Below are 19,863 nucleotides of genomic sequence, written 5' to 3'. Positions count from 1 at the left end.
CTTCGCCCGGTTTCCTTCGGCAACCTGGCAATCATGGCTGTTTAATCCAGCTTTAGACCCATGGCTTTGTGTCCACCACTTTCGAGGTGTTTACGATTAACGGGAAATACATTCGTATATTTTTTACATCTTTTGAGCATGTTCTTATGCTTCTTCCTCCTACATTCGGTAGGAGCTGACCTTGAGTTTTCAAAGCATTTACCTTGATATAGTTTTACAATACGTTGTTAGGTGCTGATTAAAATACTTCAGCAAGCCACTAAATTCCTGTCATCCGACAACTCCAGTTCATTTTACTTAATTTCCCTTATCCCCCAAGATTAAGAGATAACAACCTGTACAACTTTAGCGGCTTAGCTTTTTTTAAAATGATGGATTTGTGATCCACCTAAAAATGACGTTCCAAAGCTTCTCTCGCATTCGATGTTTCGCCGAAAATAGCGACGTGAGTGTACACGGGGAGTGAAGGACAGTTGGAGTGCAACTTCGGAAGAGTAAAACGTGCTTTTTCCAACATTTTCTAGGATAAAACCAAAATCAAACCAGGAAAACAAGAGGGAACCCCCTCCACAACTGATTAAGAACAAATAAGCTTACTGCGGAAGATATATCCAAGGTCTAGTCACAAAGCGTAGCACCCCGAAGAAAAGAATGTCCTTGCAAGAAATGTCGCGCCTAACCTTTAGCAAGGAAGAAGCATGCCATTCTTCCACCTGCGAACGAAGCATTAATGTCAACCAAGCGTCAAGGAGTGCACATGGACAATATCGTCCTAGTCATGGAGGTGTTAGACAGCGTACCAGCGAAGTTCATTTTCCAACGGAATATTCCACGATTTGAGCCATGATCACTTTGATCTGAGCACTTGGTTGGAAACGTGGCTAACCATCTCAATCTCACCGGCTGTCAAGGTAAACTGCATCGCCTTCACATTTTCCACGGCATGATGTACTTTTGAAGCCCCAGGTATCGCAAATACGTTCTCTCCGTGAGCGTTAATCAGCCAATTCAGGGCAATCTGGGTTGGCGTCACGTTATATTGTTGAGCCAGTTGTTCCAATGTTTCAATTAGTGGCTTTGATCTCCGCAGCCCCGAATCCCGGAATGCCGCCGTCCACTTGCGCGGACCCTTGATCGACTTGACCAGAGACGGATTATTATGGAATTTTCCACTTAAGACCCCCTGCATTAGCGGAGAGTATGCGATGATCGCCACGCCAAGCTCTTTAGCCGTGTCCAGAATTCCGTTCTGTTCGATTCTCCGGTCAAGCAGGCTGTATTTCACTTGATTCGAAACTAGGCGAAGGCCGTGCTCACGCAGCACACGATCGGCTTCACGTATTTGTTGCGTGGAAAAGTTACTTACGCCCACATATTTAATCTTTCCTTGCCCAACCAGTTTAGCCATCGCATTCATCACGGCGCCAACCGAAGCAAAGGAGTAAGGCGAATGCACCTGGTAGAGGTGAATCGTCCGTTGATCCAAATGGCGAATACGTTCATCAATCGTTGCTGTGATACTGCCTGCGGTCCGAAAGGCCGGCCACCATTTCGTAGCGATATTCGCCTGTTCCGCGAGCGGTCCTCCGATCTCATTCAGCGTGCCGGCTAGTAGCTGCTCAGACTGTCCGCCACCGTATGCTTCGGCAGTATCAAACCAATTAACTCCACCTTCTAAACTGGTCTGAACGATTTGCCGTATATCCTCCCGCCGCAGCACTGGCCAGAATTTCCCGACTATCCCTTTTCCATTGCTGAACTGCCAACACCCAAGCCCCAGCGGTGACAGCTTTAAATCCGAGTTGCCCAGCTTACGTAATTGCAGTGAGCCTGCCACACTTACCGTTTTCTCTTCCACGATCCTTCCATCATCTCCCGTAAAAAAGTTTTCATGTGAAACGATTGCCTTCACGTTTTAAAGCACATAACACAACTTTTCTTCCTGATTTGCACAGTCCACTATGGAAAGTTTTTTGAACGCTATGCATAGAGTCTGCTTTATAAACTACCTAAAAAAAATACTTTTGCATAACCCATATTTGTTTTATCGGTTGGAAGCTTACAAATGTTTAATAAAATGTTATACAAGCATCTCTTATGGGTAATTTTGGTGTACGGAACATAAAAAAAGATGACTCCTGATGAATTCAGAAATCATCTGATGACAGCTAGAAATGGCCTTCTTTTTCAATCTGTCGAAAATCATACTCTGTACCTGTATCAGTTTTCCTCACGAACGCTAAGTTGCCCTGTACCTGGTTCATTCAGAACAATTCTTGCTTTGACGGTCGAACCATCTTTACGCTTAAAAGATAGCAGCTGTGTCTGTCCCTTCGTCAACAGAGACTTGAGCATCGTTTCCGTAATCTGCTTGCCAGCATATTCCTTCCAGACGACAAAGCCGCAGCCCTGCTTGTAGTGGCTGCATCCATATCCTTTACGGCCTTCGATAATGCTCCCGCCGCAATTCGACCGCGGGCAGCTGCCTAAAGTCTGCCTTTGGCCCGGAGAAGTGCCCGACGGCTCGGCGGACGAAGCTCGCGCTGCACCTGCGCTTGAGCTACTCCCAGCTGAACCCGATGCAGCCGCAGTACGCCCTCCTGCACTCGATAGCACTTGCTCCAGTGACGATGCTTCGCCCGAGTTGTTGGTACGCCGTGACGGAGCGCGTGCAGCCCCTTGGGTGGTGGTGCTTCCGCTTGCGCCTCCACTACGGGCGCCTACCTTACTACCCGAGCGTTTACCTCTTGCTTCCTCGCCAAAAGCGTTCGCTGGAGCCGGTGGTTGCTGCCTCACCTTGTCAATGATGGATAAGGTAAACTTTTTAACGTTATCCATAAACTTTTCCTGGGCAGCTTCCCCCTTGGAAATTTGATGCAAACGGCGTTCCCATTGACCTGTCATTTCCGGCGATGCAAGCAGGTCAACCCCCGCATGACGAATCAGGTCAATAGCCATTTTCCCCTTATCCGTAATGAGGATCTTTTTACCCTTCATTTCAATGTAGCCAACCTTCTTCAAGCGTTCAATCGTGGCAGCACGTGTCGCCGGCGTACCCAGTCCCGCATCCTTCATGACCTCGCGCAGCTCCTCGTTCTCCATCTGCTTGCCTGCGCTCTCCATGGCTTTAAGCAACGTGCCCTCTGTGTAGCTTTTAGGCGGCTGCGTGGCCTTCTCTTTCATCTCAGCACGAGTGCAATCCACCGGACGACCTGCATCAATCTCAAACTTCTTGTCCGTCCATTCGTCCGTTTCCTCTTCTTCCTCTTTCTTCGGTGCTTTGCTCTTTTTGCCTTTATCCTGATCTGCCTTGCTCAGAACTACCTTCCAGCCCAAGGACAGAAGTTCCTTAATGCTTGTTTTGAACAGATGCTTGTCCACCTGAGTCATCACGGTATGCATTTTATATTCGGCAGGCGGGAAGAAATGTGACAAAAACCTGCGGATTATCAGGTCATATACATTTTGTTCCTCTTTGCTGAGTGTTCCCGGTCTTTTCAACGTCGGCAATATGGCATGGTGATCCTCAACACGGGATGGATTGCAGACAGCTTTATTCTGTTTATGGACCAAATTGGGGTTCGCTTGCTGTACCAGATCAGCATAAGGACCTGTGCCCAGCATACGAAGCGCCTTGTGCATACCGTCTATATTTTGCTCCGTTACATAGTTGGAATTAGTACGCGGATAGGAAATGACCTTATGCCGCTCATAAAGCGCTTGTGCTACATCCAGTGTTTTTTTGGCTGAATAACTATACTTGGCATTCGCCTCGCGTTGAAGCAGCGTCAAATCGTACAACTTGAACGGATATTCCTTGGTCTGCTTCACATCATATTTGGTGATTTTACCTATTTTTCCGCGAACTGCGGCTGCTATCGCCTCAGCTTCTTCCGGTTTGGTGAGCCGATCTCCCTGCCACGCACCTTTGTACTTGATCTGATCTTGCTTAAACTCGGCCCACACGTCATAAAAGGTTTGAGACTGAAACGCCTCAATTTCCTTTTCCCGGTCATGAATCAATGCCAACACAGGGGTCTGCACCCGTCCGACTGACAGTAACGCGTTATGCCGTGTTGTAAAGGCTCTGGAGGCATTCATACCAATCAACCAGTCTGCTTCACTTCGTGCCCGCGCAGCCTGAGTCAGAAATTCAAACTCCGAAGCATCTCGCAAGCGTTCGAAGCCTGACGCAATACTCTCTGCCGTTAAATCCGAGATCCACAGGCGCTTGACCGGCTGACGCAGCTTTAACTGCTGTTGAATCAACGCAAAAATATATTGCCCTTCTCGCCCTGCATCACAAGCATTCACGATTGCATTGCAGCGTTTGGCCAACTCACCAATTATTTTTAACTGATCTTTTGTTTTCGGATTCGGTACGATTTTAAACTGCTCAGGGATAATGGGAAGATCTTTAATATTCCAGCGTTTGTACTTGGCATCGTATGCATCCGGCTCAGCAAGACCCAGCAAATGACCGATCGCCCAAGTTACAATATATTTCTCCCCCTCCAGATAGGTTCGGTTATTTTTAGCCCTCGGCTCCATAACAGCCGCAATGGTGCGCCCCATATCCGGTTTTTCAGCAATAATCAACGTCTTCATTCGTATTCCATTCCTTCCTGACGGCCTTCTGCTTCCCTTCCCTGACTCACACGTATAACAAACGAGAGGTAAATGAAATACAGGCAGGGCCTCATGCAAAAGGAGCCTTCTCCCGGCGAAAGCTCCTTTGTCCATTAGCGCTTCAACAATATACGTGTATTATACCATAGATACAATCATACTCTCAGGTGATGATTAACGAAGCCATAAAATGATAGTAGCCCTTTCATTTTCTATAAGGCCATGTAAAAGAGCTTTATAAATTGAACTTAAAAGTTACTATAGTGCCATTGCGCAAAGGGATGTTACTTCCCATCGCCACCACTTTTCGCTTGTATAGCCCCCTTCCACCTACTCGGTTTTCCCTATACCTTTTTCAGTTCGACTTATATGATAATTCAGATGAAGTTTCATTTAAAATCACTCTTCACATATCAACATGAGTTATATTCATGTTATTTTATATTACATTAAAATTGAGTTTTATCTTTATTTTCGCAAAATAATTTCATTATTCAATAAAAAAGCTACACTTCACTCCTGTTTTTATGTTATGATCGCTGTAGAAAATAGAAACAAAGATTTGAAAATCATATAAAGTCATATTATTTAACATTAAATTCACAATACTTTACATACAATGATAACAAATGCTGTTTCGGCATTTTACAACCCTGATCATGACAATCCTGTGAACGCAACAAAGCCCCATCCGAGGATGGAGCTTTGACTGGTAACTAATATAGAGCTATATTTACACCAAAACGGTAGCGCCCATCAGGTATTTATCGACCTCACGTGCGGCTTCCCGACCTTCATTAATGGCCCACACAACAAGGCTTTGCCCGCGACGCATATCACCAGCAGCAAAAACCTTATCTACATTCGTAACATATTTCCCGTAACGTGCTTTAACGTTGGAACGACGATCGGTTTCCAAACCAATTTGCTCCACAATTGTTTGCTCAGGACCGTCGAATCCAATCGCAATGAGAGCAATCTGTGCCGGAAATACGCGCTCCGTACCCGGAACAGGCTGATAGATCTTGCGACCTGTCTCATCCACAATACGCTGAATTTGAATCGTGTGCAGCTCTTTCAAATTACCGTTCTCATCACCTACAAACTTGGTGGTCATGATGGAGAACTCACGCGGATCTTCCCCAAATATCGCCTTCGCTTCCTGCTGTGCATAATCAAGAGTGTACACATTCGGAAATTGTGGCCAAGGATTGGCAATAGGGTCACGTTCCACAGGAGCTTTGGCATGTGTACCAAATTGTGTAACACTTCGACAGCCATGACGCAACGAAGTAGCCACACAGTCCGAACCTGTATCACCACCACCGATTACAATAACATCCTTACCTTGGGAGGACAAATAATTGCCATCTTCCAGATTGGAATCCAGGTAGCTCTTGATGGTACCGTTCAAATAATCCATCGCATAATGAACGCCATTCAAATCGCTACCTTCAATGTTGAATTCTCTCGGCTTTGTGGAACCACCACACAGTACAACCGCATCATACTCAGCAATAAGCTGATCGGTAGGAATATCCTTTCCAATCTCGGTATTCGTAATGAACTGAATGCCTTCCGCCTCCAGCAAATCCACACGACGCTGAACAACCTTTTTGTCCAGCTTCATAGAAGGAATGCCGTACATCAGCAGCCCGCCAACACGATCCGCGCGCTCGTACACAGTTACGCTGTGTCCTGCTTTGTTAAGCTGCGCAGCAGCAGCCAATCCTGCCGGACCCGAGCCGACAATAGCCACTCGTCTGCCTGTACGCTTCTCCGGCGGATTAGGGACAACCCAGCCTTCCTCAAAGCCTTTTTCGATAATAGCTTCCTCAATCGTCTTGATCGTAACAGATTGTCCGATCAGGCCGACCGTACAGGAACCTTCACATGGCGCAGGACAGACACGCCCAGTAAATTCCGGGAAATTATTTGTTTTGTGCAACCGATCCAGTGCTTCCTTCCACAAACCGCGATATACGAGATTGTTCCATTCCGGAATCAGATTATGAACTGGGCAGCCCAAAGTCGCTCCCATGATGTCCATCCCCGTATGACAATAAGGAGTTCCGCAGTCCATACAACGTGCCCCTTGGGTACGCAGCTCTTCTTCGGACATATGCTTATGGAATTCTTCCCAATCCTTAATACGCTCTGCCGGATCCCGGTCTGTAGGAAGCTGTCGTGTGTATTCCATAAATCCAGTTGGTGTAGACATGTTACGTTCCCCCATCTCTTCGCTTATGAACCCCGTTCATCCATCGAACTCAAGTCAAATTCGAATTTGTCTGTTTGTATCATGAAAGGGTCTATTCTCGTTGAATTTGATTTATTGTATCACAATACAGCGCAAAAGTAATGAAAACTTATGCAACTTTCTGCATCAACAGCCAAAAGGATTTTTTATATGGTTCATTAATTTTTCAAATGAGCGAGGTCAAATGTACCCCAATCTTACTTCGTCCTCTCGTAAACGACAAAACGGTAGTCGTACGGGTTTCTTTCATCCTTGACACCGGGAGTCTCACTGACTACATTCCAGCCATTCCAATCCAGCTCTGGCAAAGTCGTATCTCCCTCGAAAATCTCATTAATCCTGGTTACGATTAACCGATCAGCATGTGTCCAGAACAGTGAATAAATCTCCGCGCCGCCGATGATCATCAGTTCTTCCTGCGCCGCCAATTGGAGACCTTCTTCCAGAGAATGGATCACTTCTGCGCCCTCCGCCAGATAGCTCTGATCACGGGTCAAAATAACGTTACGCCGCTTAGGCAGGCTTTTTCCGCCAAAGGATTCCCATGTCTTGCGCCCCATGAGTACGGTTTTACCGATGGTCTGCTCCTTGAAAAATGCCATATCTCTCGGCAGGCGCCAAGGAAGACTGTTATCCCGACCAATGACGCCGTTTTGTGCCATAGCCCATATCATCGAAATGCTCATAACTCACAGCTCCCCCAAATCAGATAGCGACAGGCGCCTTGATACCCGGATGATATTCATAGTTCTCGAAAGCAAAGTCCTCGTACGTATAATCAAATATTGAATCCGGTTTACGAAGGATTTTGAGCTGAGGCAATGGATAAGGATCACGCTCCAGCTGCGTATGCACTTGTTGCATATGATTTGAATAAATATGCACATCGCCGCCTGACCAAATGAATTCGCCCGGCTCCAAACCACACTGCTGTGCAACCATATGCGTTAGCAATGCATAACTGGCGATATTGAAAGGAAGACCAAGGAAGGTATCGACTGAACGCATGGTCAGCATGCAGGAAAGCTTCCCTCCGGCCACATAAAACTGAAATACGAAATGGCATGGCGGGAGCTTCATTGAATCGATTTCAGCCACATTCCAAGCGCTGACGATATGTCGTCGGGAATCCGGGTTGTTTTTAATCGCTTCAATGACATTTGTAATCTGATCAATATGTTGTCCGTCTGTTGTTTCCCACGCACGCCATTGCGATCCATATACAGGGCCCAGATTCCCCTGCTCATCTGCCCATTCGTCCCAAATGGTAACCCCGTTCTCCTTGAGGTAAGAAATGTTGGTATCTCCCCGCAAGAACCACAGCAACTCATGGATAACGGATTTCAAGTGTACTCTTTTAGTTGTTACCAAGGGAAAGCCCTTGGCCAGATCAAAGCGGAGCTGTCTTCCGAAAACAGAGAGTGTTCCCGTTCCAGTACGGTCCTCTTTTTTCACTCCATTTTCCAATATATCCTCCAGCAAATCCAAGTAATTGCGCATTTTATTTCTCTCCTTTAAGCATGAATAAACATCGGCATTAATAAAATCCGAACGTATATGAACGTTAAAAGCATATCACGTTCACGTACAGTATCCAGTATTCAATGCCCGCAGCGTCAAATTCTAATCTAGAAAAGACCTGCTATTCTGCACCCATATCTATATTTAGTTTATCATGGACTACGCTTTATTGACTATCTACTGTGTGAATTTTCATGGACGTCCTGAAAATCCTAAAATATGAAAAAAAGAGACAAAGAACGCAGATATAGCGCTCCTTGCCTCTCTTTCCATGTATGAAAACCAAAAATGAGATAATGAATTGGGATTAGCGACGCGGTGCCAATGCATGAATCGGATGACCCAGCACAACTTCCGCTGCTTCCATAACGATTTCGCCCAGTGTAGGGTGAGCATGAATAGTCAAGGAGATATCTTCGAGTGTAGCACCCATTTCAATCGCCAGACCCAGCTCAGCAATAAGGTTGGAAGCTTCCAGACCTACGATTTGCGTACCCAGTACCAGACCTGTGTCAGCATCAGCTACGATTTTAACAAAGCCTTCAGTAGCGTTCAGGGAAACGGCACGGCCGTTTGCTCCATAAGAGAACTTGCCGACTTTGACATTGTGGCCTTTTTCTTTAGCTTGTGTCTCAGTGTAGCCTACGCTGGAACATTCTGGATCTGTGAAAACAACAGCCGGAATACATTTGTAGTCCACTACAGACGGTTCGCCTGCGATCGCTTCAGCAGCCACTTTACCTTCGTAAGAAGCTTTGTGAGCCAGAGCAAGACCAGCAACGATATCGCCGATTGCAAAGATATGAGGAATGCTGGTGCGTCCTTGGTGGTCAACTTTCACCAATCCGCGCTCATCCAGTTCTACACCGATCAGATCCAGACCCAGTTCACCGTCTGTGTTTGGACGACGTCCAACAGTTACAAGCAGGTAATCAGCAGTTACTTCTTTGCTTTCGCCGTTAACAGAGAATTTCACCGTTACGTCTTTATCTGTTTGTTCTGCACTTTCCGCTTTAGCACCAGTGAAGATTTCAATACCGGTTTTCTTCATGCTCTTCGCAACGATCGAAGTCATATCCTTGTCGAAGCCAGGAAGAACAGTATCCATACCTTCAATGATTGTTACTTTGGAACCGAATTTGGAGTACATTTGTCCGAGCTCTGCACCAATGTATCCACCGCCGATTACGATCAGGCTTTTCGGAATTTCAGGCAGGTTCAATGCTTCTGTAGAAGACAGAATACGTCCGCCAAACGGGAATGGTTTCAATTCAATTGGACGGGAACCTGTTGCGATAATCGCATTTTTAAAACGGTAGCGTGGTGATTCATGTTCGTTGAATACACGCGCTTCATTTTCGTTGATGAACATGCATTCACCGTTGAAAACTTCAACTTTGTTGCCTTTAAGCAGACCGCTTACGCCGCCAGTCATTTTCTTAACAACACTGTTTTTGAATTCTTGTGTTTTAGCAAAATCAACTTTTACGTTCTCAGCCGTAATACCGAAAGACTCGCCGTGTTGGGCAGCTTCGTATTGATGAGCTGCAGAGATCAAAGCTTTGGAAGGAATACATCCACGGTTCAGACAGACACCGCCCAGCTCCGATTGGTCAACGATCAATACACTTTGTCCCAATTGTGCAGCACGGATAGCAGCTACATAGCCGCCAGGACCCGCACCGATAACCAATGTGTCAATATCCAGAGAAGCGTCTCCTACTACCATTGATTACACCTCCATAACAAGCAACTCAGGGTTAGCGAGCAGCTGTTTGATATAGTTCATGAAGTTTTGAGCAGTTGCACCGTCAATAATACGGTGGTCAAAGCTCAAGGAAAGAGCCATTACAGGAGCGGCAACAATTTCACCGTTTTTCACTACTGCTTTTTCACTGATACGGCCAGTTCCCAAGATCGCTACTTCAGGGAAGTTGATGATTGGAGTAAAGAACATACCGCCTGCGGAACCGATGTTAGAGATAGAAATTGTGCTTCCTCTCATCTCATTGGCAGCCAGTTTACCATCACGACCGCGTACAGCCAGATCACGAATGGAATCAGCGATCATCCAAATGCTCTTACGGTCAGCATCTTTAATTACAGGAACGATCAGACCGTTGTCTGTATCTGTAGCAATACCGATGTTGTAGTATTTTTTGTAGACGATTTCGTTTGCTTCTTCGTCGATCGAGGCATTCAGAGCTGGGAATTGACGGGAAGCTGCAACCAATGCTTTTACGATGAATGGCAGGTATGTTACTTTCGTGCCTTTCTTCTCAGCGATTGGTTTCATACGAGTACGGAAAGCAACCAGCTCGGTTACGTCCACTTCGTCCATAATCGTAACGTGTGGAGCTGTGTAAGCCGATTTAACCATAGCGTTGGAAATCGCTTTGCGGATACCTTTAAATGGTACGCGCTCTTCCTCAGCACGTGGATCTGCTGTTGGTGCGGATGGAGCTGCAGCTTTCGCTTCTTTTTTAGCTGGCTCTTGTGCTTTTGCAGTTTCTTTCGCTGCTGGTGCAGCCGCTTGGCCTCCACCATTTTTGAAAGCTTCTACATCTTCTTTAGTGATTTTACCATTTTTGCCGGAGCCACTCACTTGAGCGATGTTTACACCTTGCTCACGTGCAAATTTGCGTACGCTAGGAGTAGCCAGCACGTCTTTATTTGTTGCAGCAGGAGTTGCAGCCGGTTTTGTGTTAGCTCCGCCTTGTGCAGCATCCTGTTCTTGTTTAGCGGCAGCCGGTGCTTCTTCTTGTTCAGGAAGCTCACCCTCTGCAGCAATTACTGCCACAACTTGACCTACGTTAAAGATGTCTCCGTCTTTGGCAAATACTTCTTGAACCGTACCATTGACCGGACATGGAACTTCAACTACAGCCTTGTCGTTTTGTACTTCCATGATGATATCTTCATCTGTTACTTTATCGCCGGGCTTGATGTGTATCTTGATGATTTCGCCTTCGTGAAGACCTTCGCCTAGCTCTGGGAATTTATATTCAAATCTAGCTGTACCTGCAGCTCCGCCTTGTGCAGCAGCACTTGGCTCAGAGCTAGCAGCTGGTGCTTCCGGTGCTTCTTCTTGTTCAGGAAGTTCACCTTCTGCATCGATTACAGCTACGACTTGACCTATGTTAAAGATGTCTCCGTCTTTGGCAAATACTTCTTGAACCGTACCATTGACCGGACATGGAACTTCAACTACAGCCTTGTCGTTTTGTACTTCCATGATGATATCTTCATCTGTTACTTTGTCGCCGGGCTTGATGTGCATCTTGATGATTTCGCCTTCGTGAAGACCTTCACCCAGCTCCGGGAATTTATATTCAAATTTAGCCACGTTTAAAACCTCCCAAATTTACGGTGTGCTTTAATTAAAATTCCAGTACTTTATTAACCGCATCAATGATACGTGTTGGCGTTGGCAACCAAGTATCTTCAATTTGAGCAAAAGGATAAACGGTATCTGGACCTGCCACACGCAGAACTGGTGCTTCCAGATGCAGAATTGCTTTTTCGTTAATTTGTGCAATCACTTCAGCAGCTACGCCAGAGCTCTTTTGCGCTTCTTGAACAACGATGGCACGATTTGTTTTTTGAATGGAAGCCACGATTGTATCAATGTCAATTGGGCTAACAGTACGCAGGTCAATAATTTCGACTTTAATACCTTTTGTTTTTTCCAGTTCATCAGCAGCTTTGACAGAAGTGTGTACCATCAAACCATAAGTGATGATTGTAACATCGGAACCTTCACGAACTACGTTCGCTTTACCCAGTTCAACTGTGTAATCATTCTCAGGAACTTCAGCGCGGAATGCATGGTACAAGTTCAAATGCTCCATGAAAAATACTGGATCGTTATCGCGAATAGCCGCGATCATCAGACCTTTTGCATCGTAAGGATTGGAAGGAACAACAACCTTGATACCAGGTGTTTGAGCCAAAAGTCCTTCCAGGGAATCTGTATGCAGCTCAGCCGCTTTAACCCCGCCACCAAAAGGCGTACGGAATACGATTGGAGAATTGTAGCGTCCACCGGAACGGTAACGCATACGGGATGCTTGAATTGCCATTTGGTCGAGTGCTTCAAAGATAAAGCCTACGAACTGGATTTCAGCTACAGGGCGGAATCCTTGGACACCCAGACCCACAGCAAGACCCCCGATTGCGGATTCCGCCAACGGAGTATCAAATACACGTTCTTCGCCAAACTCTTTTTGCAGACCTTCTGTTGCACGGAATACACCGCCTACATGACCTACATCTTCACCGAAAAGCAGGACGTTAGGGTCGCGTTTCAACTCTACGCGCAGTGCGTCACGAATCGCTTCTTTCATGTTCATTTGTGCCATTTGCTTCATTTCCTCCTTAAACATTGACAGATCAGTTTCAGTTCAGGTCCAATTGAAAGACAGACCGGATCGGGATGCCGCCCGGTCTCTCTGATTTATTTCAAGCTCAATTATTTAAAATCAGCTTTTTGTTCTTCCAGATGCTTAGGCGTAGATTCGAACATGCTGTCGATCAGGCCGGAAATGGTCATTTTTTCTGTTTTCTCGGCTTTTTTGATCTCTTCGTTCACTTTCGCTTTAGCTTCTTCTTTTACGCGAGCTGTATCTTCTTCAGTCCAAAGACCTTTTTTCTCAAGATATTTCGCAAAACGGGCAATCGGATCTTTCGCATTCCATTCGCCCTCTTCTTCTTTCGAACGATACTTACTTGCATCGTCAGACAGGGAATGTGGACGGAAACGGTAAGTTACAGCTTCGATCAATGTCGCGCCTTCGCCGTTACGTCCGCGTTCAGCAGCTTCTTGAACAGCCTTGATAACTGCGAGTACGTCCATTCCGTCGATTTTCACGCCTTTAATACCGGCAGCAACGGCTTTGTGAGCGATAGAAAGAGCAGCCGTTTGCTTCGCAAATGGAGTTGTGATTGCGTAGCCATTGTTTTGCACAAAGAAAATAACTGGCAGCTTGTAAACACCAGCATAGTTCAGGCCTTCGTAGAAGTCACCTTCGGAAGAACCGCCGTCACCTGTATATGTAATGGCGACTTGTTTTTGTTTTTTCAGTTTGTATCCCATTGCAATACCCATAGCGTGCAAAATTTGCGCGCCGATGATGATTTGCGGCATCAATACATTAACACCGTCCGGCACTTGGCCGCCGTGTTGATGACCACGGGAATACAGGAATGCTTGATATAATGGCAGGCCATGCCATACGATTTGCGGAATATCGCGGTAGCCTGGGGCAATAAAGTCTTCTTTTTGGAGTGCATATTCACTACCAATCATTGTTGCTTCTTGTCCGGATACCGGAGCGTAGAAGCCGAGACGTCCTTGACGACCCAAGTTAACGGCACGATCATCCCAAGTACGTGTAAATACCATGCGATACATAATTTCTTTCAACTGATCATCTGTAAGTTCAGGCAATTTATCTTTATTGATAATTTCACCATCCGGAGAAAGCACGGACAGAGCCTCAACTTCCTCTGTGTACACTTCATAAGGAACCTTGCTCATTTTCTTCACCTCAACAAAAAAATTTGAATATCAAGTTCCGCTGTTATAGGATTATTATACACCTGTTATATTGCTTGCGTCAAAGATTTAGTTATTTTTTTTGAGTTCGCCACATTTTTGTTTGTGTAACAGGGAACATTTTTTACTATAACAGCTTAGTACATGATTGAAATTTTAAACATCTATTGCAATCAGGGTAATCTTAACTTATTGTGATCCCGAATGCAAAATCATACCCCAGAAAGGTGACAAATAATGACGGATTCCCGGTATTTGAAACGAACCATCCTAAAAGACGAAATAAACAGCCGCTTTCTTGGCGAAACCAGAACACTCCGTATTTATTTACCGCCCGGTTATAATGAAATTTTGAGCTACCCGGTCGTGTACTGTCAGGACGGAGAGGAATTTTTCAATTTTGGCCGTATAGCAACACAGGCGAACCGTCTCATTCTGGACGAAGGCGTTGAGCCTTTCATCATCGTCGGCGTTGAAGTTAACACGAAAATCAGAACTCAGGAGTATGCTCCCTTTGGCAATCGCTTTGAGGCGTACACCGCCTGTTTTGCAGAAGAGATTATTCCCTATGTGGAACAGAAGTATCCTATAAGAAGAGATGCATCGTCCCGAATTCTGGCTGGAGATTCACTGGGAGGCAGTGTGTCTCTGCATTTAGCCTTGCTATATCCCCAACTGTTCAATCGTATTATCAGCCTGTCCGGTGCTTACTATGAAGCTTCACAAGAAATTATCGCTCGTGAGCGTGATTTGTCCCATCTGCGGGTATGGATGACGGTTGGTCTTCAAGAAGATGCGTTTGAGAGCGACACCGGCATTTACAATTTTGTAGAACTTAACCGCCAATGCGCAGATTTGCTACGCGAACGGAACGCCGATGTTTCCTATCGAGAAAAGGACGGCAAGCATTTGTGGGGCTTTTGGCAAAATGAGCTGCCTGACGCGCTAATGTATTTTTTAGATCGCGCCTGAGTGAAGCTTTTCCAAAGCTACAGAGACTAATGGGGATTGGGCATTTGTTGACCAGAGCGGGTCGTTATGCTCTTTCCTCTTTTTTTGCATATTGGATACGCTTTCAAAACTGGATAACGAAAAACGGCAATTTTTGCCGTCTTCTGTCGTTCACATTATAGCTTTTCTTCTATGATTTTGTCCAGCAAGGCATTGCACCCCGCATCCATTAATCGGTATGTCTCTTCAAAGTTCCCGGTGAAATATGGATCCGGCACCTCTCTCAGCTTTTCTTGTGGCAGCAGGTCCATGAATTTTAATATGTCAGCCTCTGCTCCGCCCGCGATTTTGCGTATGTTTCGCTCATTGGAGTCATCCATGCACACGATATAATCAAACGCTTCAAAATCATGACCTTTCATTTGCCGCGCCTGTAGGCCATGTTCACTGATTCCGTGCAGCTTGAGTTGGTTTAGCGTTCCCTCATGCGGGGGATTCCCAATATGCCAGTCTCCTGTTCCTGCCGAGTCTACCCGAATTTTTGCACCCAGTCCCCGTTCCTCCGCTTTATGTCTCAGTACCGCCTCCCCCATCGGGGAACGGCAAATATTACCCAAACACACAAACAAAACGTTAATCATTTGTCTCTCCTTCCTACTGCGCGTTACAATTCCTTTTTTCTGTTTCATTGTAGCTATGCCCTCCAAAATTGTGCAAGCCATATTTAACGCGTTATACTTAAAAGCTGATGAGCTATGCAGACGCTAGACAGACAGAAAGGATGTTGGATATGACGAAGAAGCGCGCGATTGTATTTTCCGGCGGCCGTCTTGTCGAGGAAGATCTACAACAAATACAACCTGGAGATTTCATTATTGGTGCAGATAAAGGTGCCCTATTCCTGATCGAACACGGCATTACGCCACACGTATCTGTAGGAGACTTTGATTCAGTAACACCTGAGGAAAAGTCACGGGTTGAATCCGCAAGCAAACGTATGCTTTCGTGCGATCCCGTGCTCAAGGACCTGACAGATACAGAGCTTGCTCTGGAAATTGCCATGGATGAGCAGGCGGAACATGTGCTTATGCTTGGTGTTACGGGGACACGGATGGATCATACGCTGGCTAATGTTCAAATATTGGTACGTGCGATGCAACATCATATAAGCTGTGCCATTATGGACGCCCATAACTATATTGAACTCACTGGATCCACGCTGGAGATTGAGCCTATGGGCTATACATATACATCGCTCATTCCTATGACTGCCGAAGTAACCGGTATAGAACTGGATGGATTTATGTATCCACTGCACAATGCCACACTTAAAATGGGACAATCACGTGGAGTCAGCAACCAACTCTTAGCTCCAAAAGGAACGATTTCCATTGAAAGCGGGCTGCTGCTTGTAATCCAAAGCAAAGATTGATTATGACATTATTGTAACCTTTGCAAAAGAACTTTTTCCTGCTTAAACCCTTGCTAATCAAGAGTTTTATCATTTATCCTGATTTGTGAAAAACGATATCTTTTACAAATTGTAATTTTTAATCGTTTTTTAATAATTGGTGTGTAAGCCTTGTCCCTCAAGCATTTGAGAGTGTTTTTCCAACTATTAGGCGGTTTCAAAGCTGTTATACTCAACGCTGTCAGTTAGTTAGCAACTCAGCAAAATATTGCACAAATCGATTTCTGGAGGTACTTACAACATGAACATGCATAAAATCATAAAAAAGGCAATTATCGTAGGAATGGCAGCCACTATCGGCTTTGGAACGTTTGCATTAGAGGGAACAAATACGGCTCAAGCTGCCACCGCTACTTCTGTAGGTCAAAAAATAATTAACTACGGCGAAAACTATATGGGGACTCCCTATAAATTTGGAGCTTCCACAAGCACTACACGCAATTTTGATTGTTCTTCCTTTATGAAGCACATATTTCAGAAATACGGCGTCGACTTACCTCGTACCTCTGTTGCACAATCCAAAGTAGGACATGCCGTATCCAAGTCCAATCTGAAAAAGGGTGACCTCGTGTTCTTTTCGAGCGGTAGCCGCGCCACAGGAAGCAACATTACACATGTAGCGGTCTATGTAGGTGGAGGAAAAATTTTACACACATATGGCGGACCTGGGGTTACTTACTCCGATTTGAACTCCGGCAACTGGAAAAGAACATACATCAAAGCACGCCGCGTGCTGTAGCATTCATTTTAATTTAGCCTATTCAAGCCGGGACTCTGGGTCTCGGCTTTTTTATATTTTTCCATACTTTACTACTCTGTTTCAGGGGGTGTTCTGAGTGAATAGCCGATGCCTCGTTCCGTGCGAATCATTTTGAATCTTTGTCCTTTGTCTACCTTGACTCTTAAATGCCTGATATACACGTCTACTACGTTCGTATCAACAATATAATCATGCTTCCAGACATCCTTCAAAATTTGCTGCCTGCTGCAAACCTGATTTAGATGAATAGCCAGATGAAACAAAAGATCAAATTCTTTCGGAGTTAATTCCAGCTTCTGTCCGCCTCTGCTTACCAGTCTACTTCCACTATCAATATGTAAATCACCCGCCTGCATTGGTCTTTTCACATCACGTGCAGTACCAAAAATCCGCAATAAATTAGCCACTCTGGCTTGAAACACTTTAGGGGAAAAGGGTTGGACAATCACATCGTGTGCTCCCTGCTCAAAACAGGAAACAATATGGTTCTCATCGTCCGATGAGGTCATTACGAATATGGGAACAGTGGGATCATTTTGCTGCATGATGCGGATCAAGCCTTGTGTATTGGCCTGCTCATTCTCCATATTGAGTAACAGCAAATTCACAGAATTTTCGTCTAAATAGGACTCTCCCTCCGCTACATTGCGGGCGTAAACAACCTGATAGCCTTCCTGCTTCAACTGGTGCACGTACGTAGTAGCAGATGCTTCATTCCCATTCACGAGTAAAATTAACGGGTTCATTCTTCTCACCCACCTGTGTTTGGACATAGGACTGCGATATGGGTACAGACGTATTTGATACAAACGATTTAAGCATTATTTATTATATTGTAACAAAAAAGCAGAGAAATCATTCCCCGGGGGAAGACTTCCTGCTTTTACGGTTTAGCCTAAATAGCGCTGATAGATTTTCCTTGCTTCTGTTACGTCCTTCGTTCCGTGTATCAAGGCTCTTCCATCTGCAAAAATAACTAAACGGTGCACTCCCTGACTAAAAGAAACCAGAAACGGATTTTGCTCCACTCTTCCCTCTCCCAAAGAAGCCAGTCTGTCTGCTGTTTCTTTAAGATTCACCTGTATCGGCTCTGCTGGTCTAATTTGAACGGTATCCCGGCCGCACAGTACATCTGTTTTCTGGCGATGGGCTGCCGACAAATAAGGGTAGGTCGGATGAGTGCCACAAGAAGGACAATCCGCTTTTTTGACACTGTCTACTGCTATCGTTACATACTCATTTTGCCACAGATCAAACGAAAGCAGCTTCCCCCTAAGATCCTCCGGGTATCCACCAAGTAGCTTGAAGGCTTCCGTGGTCTGGTTGGCCGTGACCATCTGCACCGCCTGTGCTATAATTCCCGCGGTATCACAGGTTTCTCCGCCGAACGGTACAGCTCCAAGCAGACAATGAAGACAAGGCGTTTTCCCTGGTAAAATGGTATAGGTTACACCATAGCTGCCAACACATCCCCCATAAATCCAAGGAATGCGATGCTTTTGTGCCATATCGTTCATAAGTAGCCGGGTATCAAAGTTGTCGGTGGCATCCATAATGAGGTCCACTCCCTGAATCAGCTCCTCCAATTCCTCTACCCCAACATCCAGTACATGTGCATGTATGATCGTTTCCGAATTGATTTCCTTTAGTCTTCGCTGGGCAGCTACTGCTTTGGGGCACCTCTCTGCGGCGTCACTCTCCTGAAAAAGCTGTTGGCGCTGCAAGTTACTCCATTCCACATAATCCCGGTCTGCGATGGTCACAGTGCCTACGCCTCCGCGAACGAGAGTTTCCGCAATTCCGGTACCCAGCGCTCCAGCACCTATGATCAGTACGTGAGACAAAGCTAGTCGACGTTGCCCTTCCGGCCCGAAAGGGGCGAATCTTTCCTGTCTGGAATAACGATCATTTTGTTGTACTTGCACACCAGTTTTTTCAGTCGCCTTCATGCCTGAACCAAGCCTTCAATCGGGCTGCTTGCCGAGGCATAACGTTTTACAGGAATCATCCCCGCCTCAAAACCGTATCTGCCCGCGCGAACAGCCAGCTTCATCGCCTCAGCCATTTTCACAGGGTCCTGAGCTCCTGATACAGCTGTATTCAACAGCACGGCATCTGCCCCCAGTTGCATCGCCATTACCGCATCTCCAGGTGAACGAATGCCAGCATCGACGATAACCGGAACCTCCGCTTGTTCAATAATGAGCTCCAATGAGAACGGGTTTAGCAAGCCGCGTCCGGTACCAATGGGTGAAGCTCCAGGCATAACGGCATGTACACCAAGCTTTTGCAGCCTTTTGGCAAGAATCACGTCATCCGATATGTAAGGCAGCACGATAAAACCTTCCTCCAGCAGTTTTTCGCTGGCCTTGAGCGTTTCAAAAGGATCAGGAAGCAAGGTCTTGCTATCTCCAATGACCTCCACCTTAATCATATCGCACAGACCTGAGGCTCTCGCCAGCTTAGCGATACGCACTGCCTCATCCGCTGTCGTCGCTCCTGCCGTATTAGGCAGCAACGTATAACGACTCAAATCCAGCGTATCCAGAAAATGTTGCTTATCCCGTTCCTCCAAATTTAATCTCCGCACGGCAAACGTCAATATTTCGGTCTCCGCAGCTTCTACCGCTTTGGATTGAATATCCAGATCGTGGAATTTCCCTGTACCCAATAATAGCCTTGACGTAAAAGATGCTTTGCCAATTATGAACATG

At 45.8% G+C, this 19,863-nt stretch carries 16 protein-coding genes and 1 riboswitch; of the genes, 3 read left to right on the top strand and 13 right to left on the bottom strand.

The features are described from left to right. Positions 1-15 precede the first annotated feature (15 nt). A riboswitch (cyclic di-GMP riboswitch) is annotated at positions 16-105 on the bottom strand. Between the two features lie 742 nt (positions 106-847). The 9 genes from ACWXW9_RS01480 to pdhA all read right to left on the bottom strand — a co-directional run bounded on the left by ACWXW9_RS01480 (position 848) and on the right by pdhA (position 13,949). Further along, a complete protein-coding gene (locus ACWXW9_RS01480; protein ID WP_494928155.1) occupies positions 848-1,858 on the bottom strand; it encodes an aldo/keto reductase in 1,011 nt (336 codons plus the stop codon). A gap of 362 nt (positions 1,859-2,220) precedes the next feature. Then, positions 2,221-4,608 (bottom strand): type IA DNA topoisomerase, encoded by a 2,388-nt coding sequence (locus tag ACWXW9_RS01475; RefSeq protein WP_494927953.1) that lies wholly within the window; start codon positions 4,606-4,608, stop codon positions 2,221-2,223. Positions 4,609-5,362: 754 nt separating this feature from the next. Then, positions 5,363-6,850, bottom strand: a complete 1,488-nt coding sequence (locus tag ACWXW9_RS01470; RefSeq protein ID WP_134914778.1) for a glutamate synthase subunit beta — start codon at positions 6,848-6,850, stop codon at positions 5,363-5,365. Between the two features lie 236 nt (positions 6,851-7,086). Then, complete coding sequence (locus ACWXW9_RS01465; RefSeq protein ID WP_494927952.1) at positions 7,087-7,575, bottom strand: dihydrofolate reductase; 489 nt, start codon at positions 7,573-7,575, stop codon at positions 7,087-7,089. 19 nt (positions 7,576-7,594) lie between these two features. Beyond that, complete coding sequence (thyA, locus tag ACWXW9_RS01460; RefSeq protein ID WP_476124920.1) at positions 7,595-8,389, bottom strand: thymidylate synthase; 795 nt, start codon at positions 8,387-8,389, stop codon at positions 7,595-7,597. Between the two features lie 328 nt (positions 8,390-8,717). Next, entirely contained in the window at positions 8,718-10,139 is a 1,422-nt protein-coding gene (gene lpdA, locus ACWXW9_RS01455) for a dihydrolipoyl dehydrogenase (protein ID WP_494927951.1), read from the bottom strand. A 3-nt stretch (positions 10,140-10,142) separates the two neighbouring features. Next, entirely contained in the window at positions 10,143-11,756 is a 1,614-nt protein-coding gene (locus ACWXW9_RS01450) for a 2-oxo acid dehydrogenase subunit E2 (protein WP_494927950.1), read from the bottom strand. A 34-nt stretch (positions 11,757-11,790) separates the two neighbouring features. Beyond that, complete coding sequence (locus ACWXW9_RS01445; RefSeq protein WP_494927949.1) at positions 11,791-12,771, bottom strand: alpha-ketoacid dehydrogenase subunit beta; 981 nt, start codon at positions 12,769-12,771, stop codon at positions 11,791-11,793. Positions 12,772-12,881: 110 nt separating this feature from the next. After that, positions 12,882-13,949, bottom strand: coding sequence for a pyruvate dehydrogenase (acetyl-transferring) E1 component subunit alpha (gene pdhA / locus ACWXW9_RS01440; protein ID WP_137063862.1), 1,068 nt, complete (start codon positions 13,947-13,949; stop codon positions 12,882-12,884). Positions 13,950-14,204: 255 nt separating this feature from the next. On the opposite strand from pdhA, the gene ACWXW9_RS01435 reads away from it, so the two are divergent. Then, positions 14,205-14,939 carry an alpha/beta hydrolase gene (locus ACWXW9_RS01435; RefSeq protein ID WP_134914783.1) on the top strand — a complete coding sequence of 245 codons (735 nt, stop codon included), beginning with the start codon at positions 14,205-14,207 and terminating at the stop codon, positions 14,937-14,939. A 155-nt stretch (positions 14,940-15,094) separates the two neighbouring features. Here ACWXW9_RS01435 and ACWXW9_RS01430 read toward each other — a convergent pair whose 3' ends face one another. Then, entirely contained in the window at positions 15,095-15,559 is a 465-nt protein-coding gene (locus tag ACWXW9_RS01430) for a low molecular weight protein-tyrosine-phosphatase (RefSeq protein ID WP_483871926.1), read from the bottom strand. 149 nt (positions 15,560-15,708) lie between these two features. Here ACWXW9_RS01430 and ACWXW9_RS01425 point away from each other — a divergent pair, with 149 nt between their 5' ends. Then, positions 15,709-16,350 carry a thiamine diphosphokinase gene (locus ACWXW9_RS01425; protein ID WP_494927948.1) on the top strand — a complete coding sequence of 214 codons (642 nt, stop codon included), beginning with the start codon at positions 15,709-15,711 and terminating at the stop codon, positions 16,348-16,350. A 280-nt stretch (positions 16,351-16,630) separates the two neighbouring features. Then, positions 16,631-17,128, top strand: a complete 498-nt coding sequence (locus ACWXW9_RS01420; protein WP_494927947.1) for a C40 family peptidase — start codon at positions 16,631-16,633, stop codon at positions 17,126-17,128. A gap of 71 nt (positions 17,129-17,199) precedes the next feature. Here ACWXW9_RS01420 and ACWXW9_RS01415 read toward each other — a convergent pair whose 3' ends face one another. The 3 genes from ACWXW9_RS01415 to ACWXW9_RS01405 all read right to left on the bottom strand — a co-directional run bounded on the left by ACWXW9_RS01415 (position 17,200) and on the right by ACWXW9_RS01405 (position 19,862). Further along, positions 17,200-17,895 (bottom strand): response regulator transcription factor, encoded by a 696-nt coding sequence (locus tag ACWXW9_RS01415; RefSeq protein WP_494927946.1) that lies wholly within the window; start codon positions 17,893-17,895, stop codon positions 17,200-17,202. Between the two features lie 144 nt (positions 17,896-18,039). Continuing rightward, complete coding sequence (locus ACWXW9_RS01410) at positions 18,040-19,098, bottom strand: ThiF family adenylyltransferase (RefSeq protein WP_494927945.1); 1,059 nt, start codon at positions 19,096-19,098, stop codon at positions 18,040-18,042. Continuing rightward, positions 19,095-19,862, bottom strand: a complete 768-nt coding sequence (locus tag ACWXW9_RS01405; protein ID WP_494927944.1) for a thiazole synthase — start codon at positions 19,860-19,862, stop codon at positions 19,095-19,097. The genes ACWXW9_RS01410 and ACWXW9_RS01405 overlap by 4 nt, the downstream gene beginning before the upstream one ends. Between the last annotated feature and the right edge of the window lies 1 nt (position 19,863).

The sequence above is a fragment of the Paenibacillus sp. LT-B23 genome, from assembly GCF_059417685.1.
The sequence above is the reverse complement of the archived record's forward strand: the minus strand, read 5'-3'. Positions and strand labels throughout refer to the sequence as shown.

Excerpts from the sequence above, each read along its gene's own strand:
- ACWXW9_RS01405 (WP_494927944.1), bottom strand. The coding sequence starts at position 19,862 with ATGTTCATAATTGGCAAAGCATCTTTTACGTCAAGGCTATTATTGGGT.
- lpdA (WP_494927951.1), bottom strand. The coding sequence starts at position 10,139 with ATGGTAGTAGGAGACGCTTCTCTGGATATTGACACATTGGTTATCGGT.
- ACWXW9_RS01435 (WP_134914783.1), top strand. The coding sequence starts at position 14,205 with ATGACGGATTCCCGGTATTTGAAACGAACCATCCTAAAAGACGAAATA.
- ACWXW9_RS01430 (WP_483871926.1), bottom strand. The coding sequence starts at position 15,559 with ATGATTAACGTTTTGTTTGTGTGTTTGGGTAATATTTGCCGTTCCCCG.
- thyA (WP_476124920.1), bottom strand. The coding sequence starts at position 8,389 with ATGCGCAATTACTTGGATTTGCTGGAGGATATATTGGAAAATGGAGTG.
- ACWXW9_RS01415 (WP_494927946.1), bottom strand. The coding sequence starts at position 17,895 with ATGAACCCGTTAATTTTACTCGTGAATGGGAATGAAGCATCTGCTACT.
- ACWXW9_RS01420 (WP_494927947.1), top strand. The coding sequence starts at position 16,631 with ATGAACATGCATAAAATCATAAAAAAGGCAATTATCGTAGGAATGGCA.
- ACWXW9_RS01470 (WP_134914778.1), bottom strand. The coding sequence starts at position 6,850 with ATGTCTACACCAACTGGATTTATGGAATACACACGACAGCTTCCTACA.
- pdhA (WP_137063862.1), bottom strand. The coding sequence starts at position 13,949 with ATGAGCAAGGTTCCTTATGAAGTGTACACAGAGGAAGTTGAGGCTCTG.
- ACWXW9_RS01410 (WP_494927945.1), bottom strand. The coding sequence starts at position 19,098 with ATGAAGGCGACTGAAAAAACTGGTGTGCAAGTACAACAAAATGATCGT.
- ACWXW9_RS01445 (WP_494927949.1), bottom strand. The coding sequence starts at position 12,771 with ATGGCACAAATGAACATGAAAGAAGCGATTCGTGACGCACTGCGCGTA.
- ACWXW9_RS01475 (WP_494927953.1), bottom strand. The coding sequence starts at position 4,608 with ATGAAGACGTTGATTATTGCTGAAAAACCGGATATGGGGCGCACCATT.
- ACWXW9_RS01425 (WP_494927948.1), top strand. The coding sequence starts at position 15,709 with ATGACGAAGAAGCGCGCGATTGTATTTTCCGGCGGCCGTCTTGTCGAG.
- ACWXW9_RS01465 (WP_494927952.1), bottom strand. The coding sequence starts at position 7,575 with ATGAGCATTTCGATGATATGGGCTATGGCACAAAACGGCGTCATTGGT.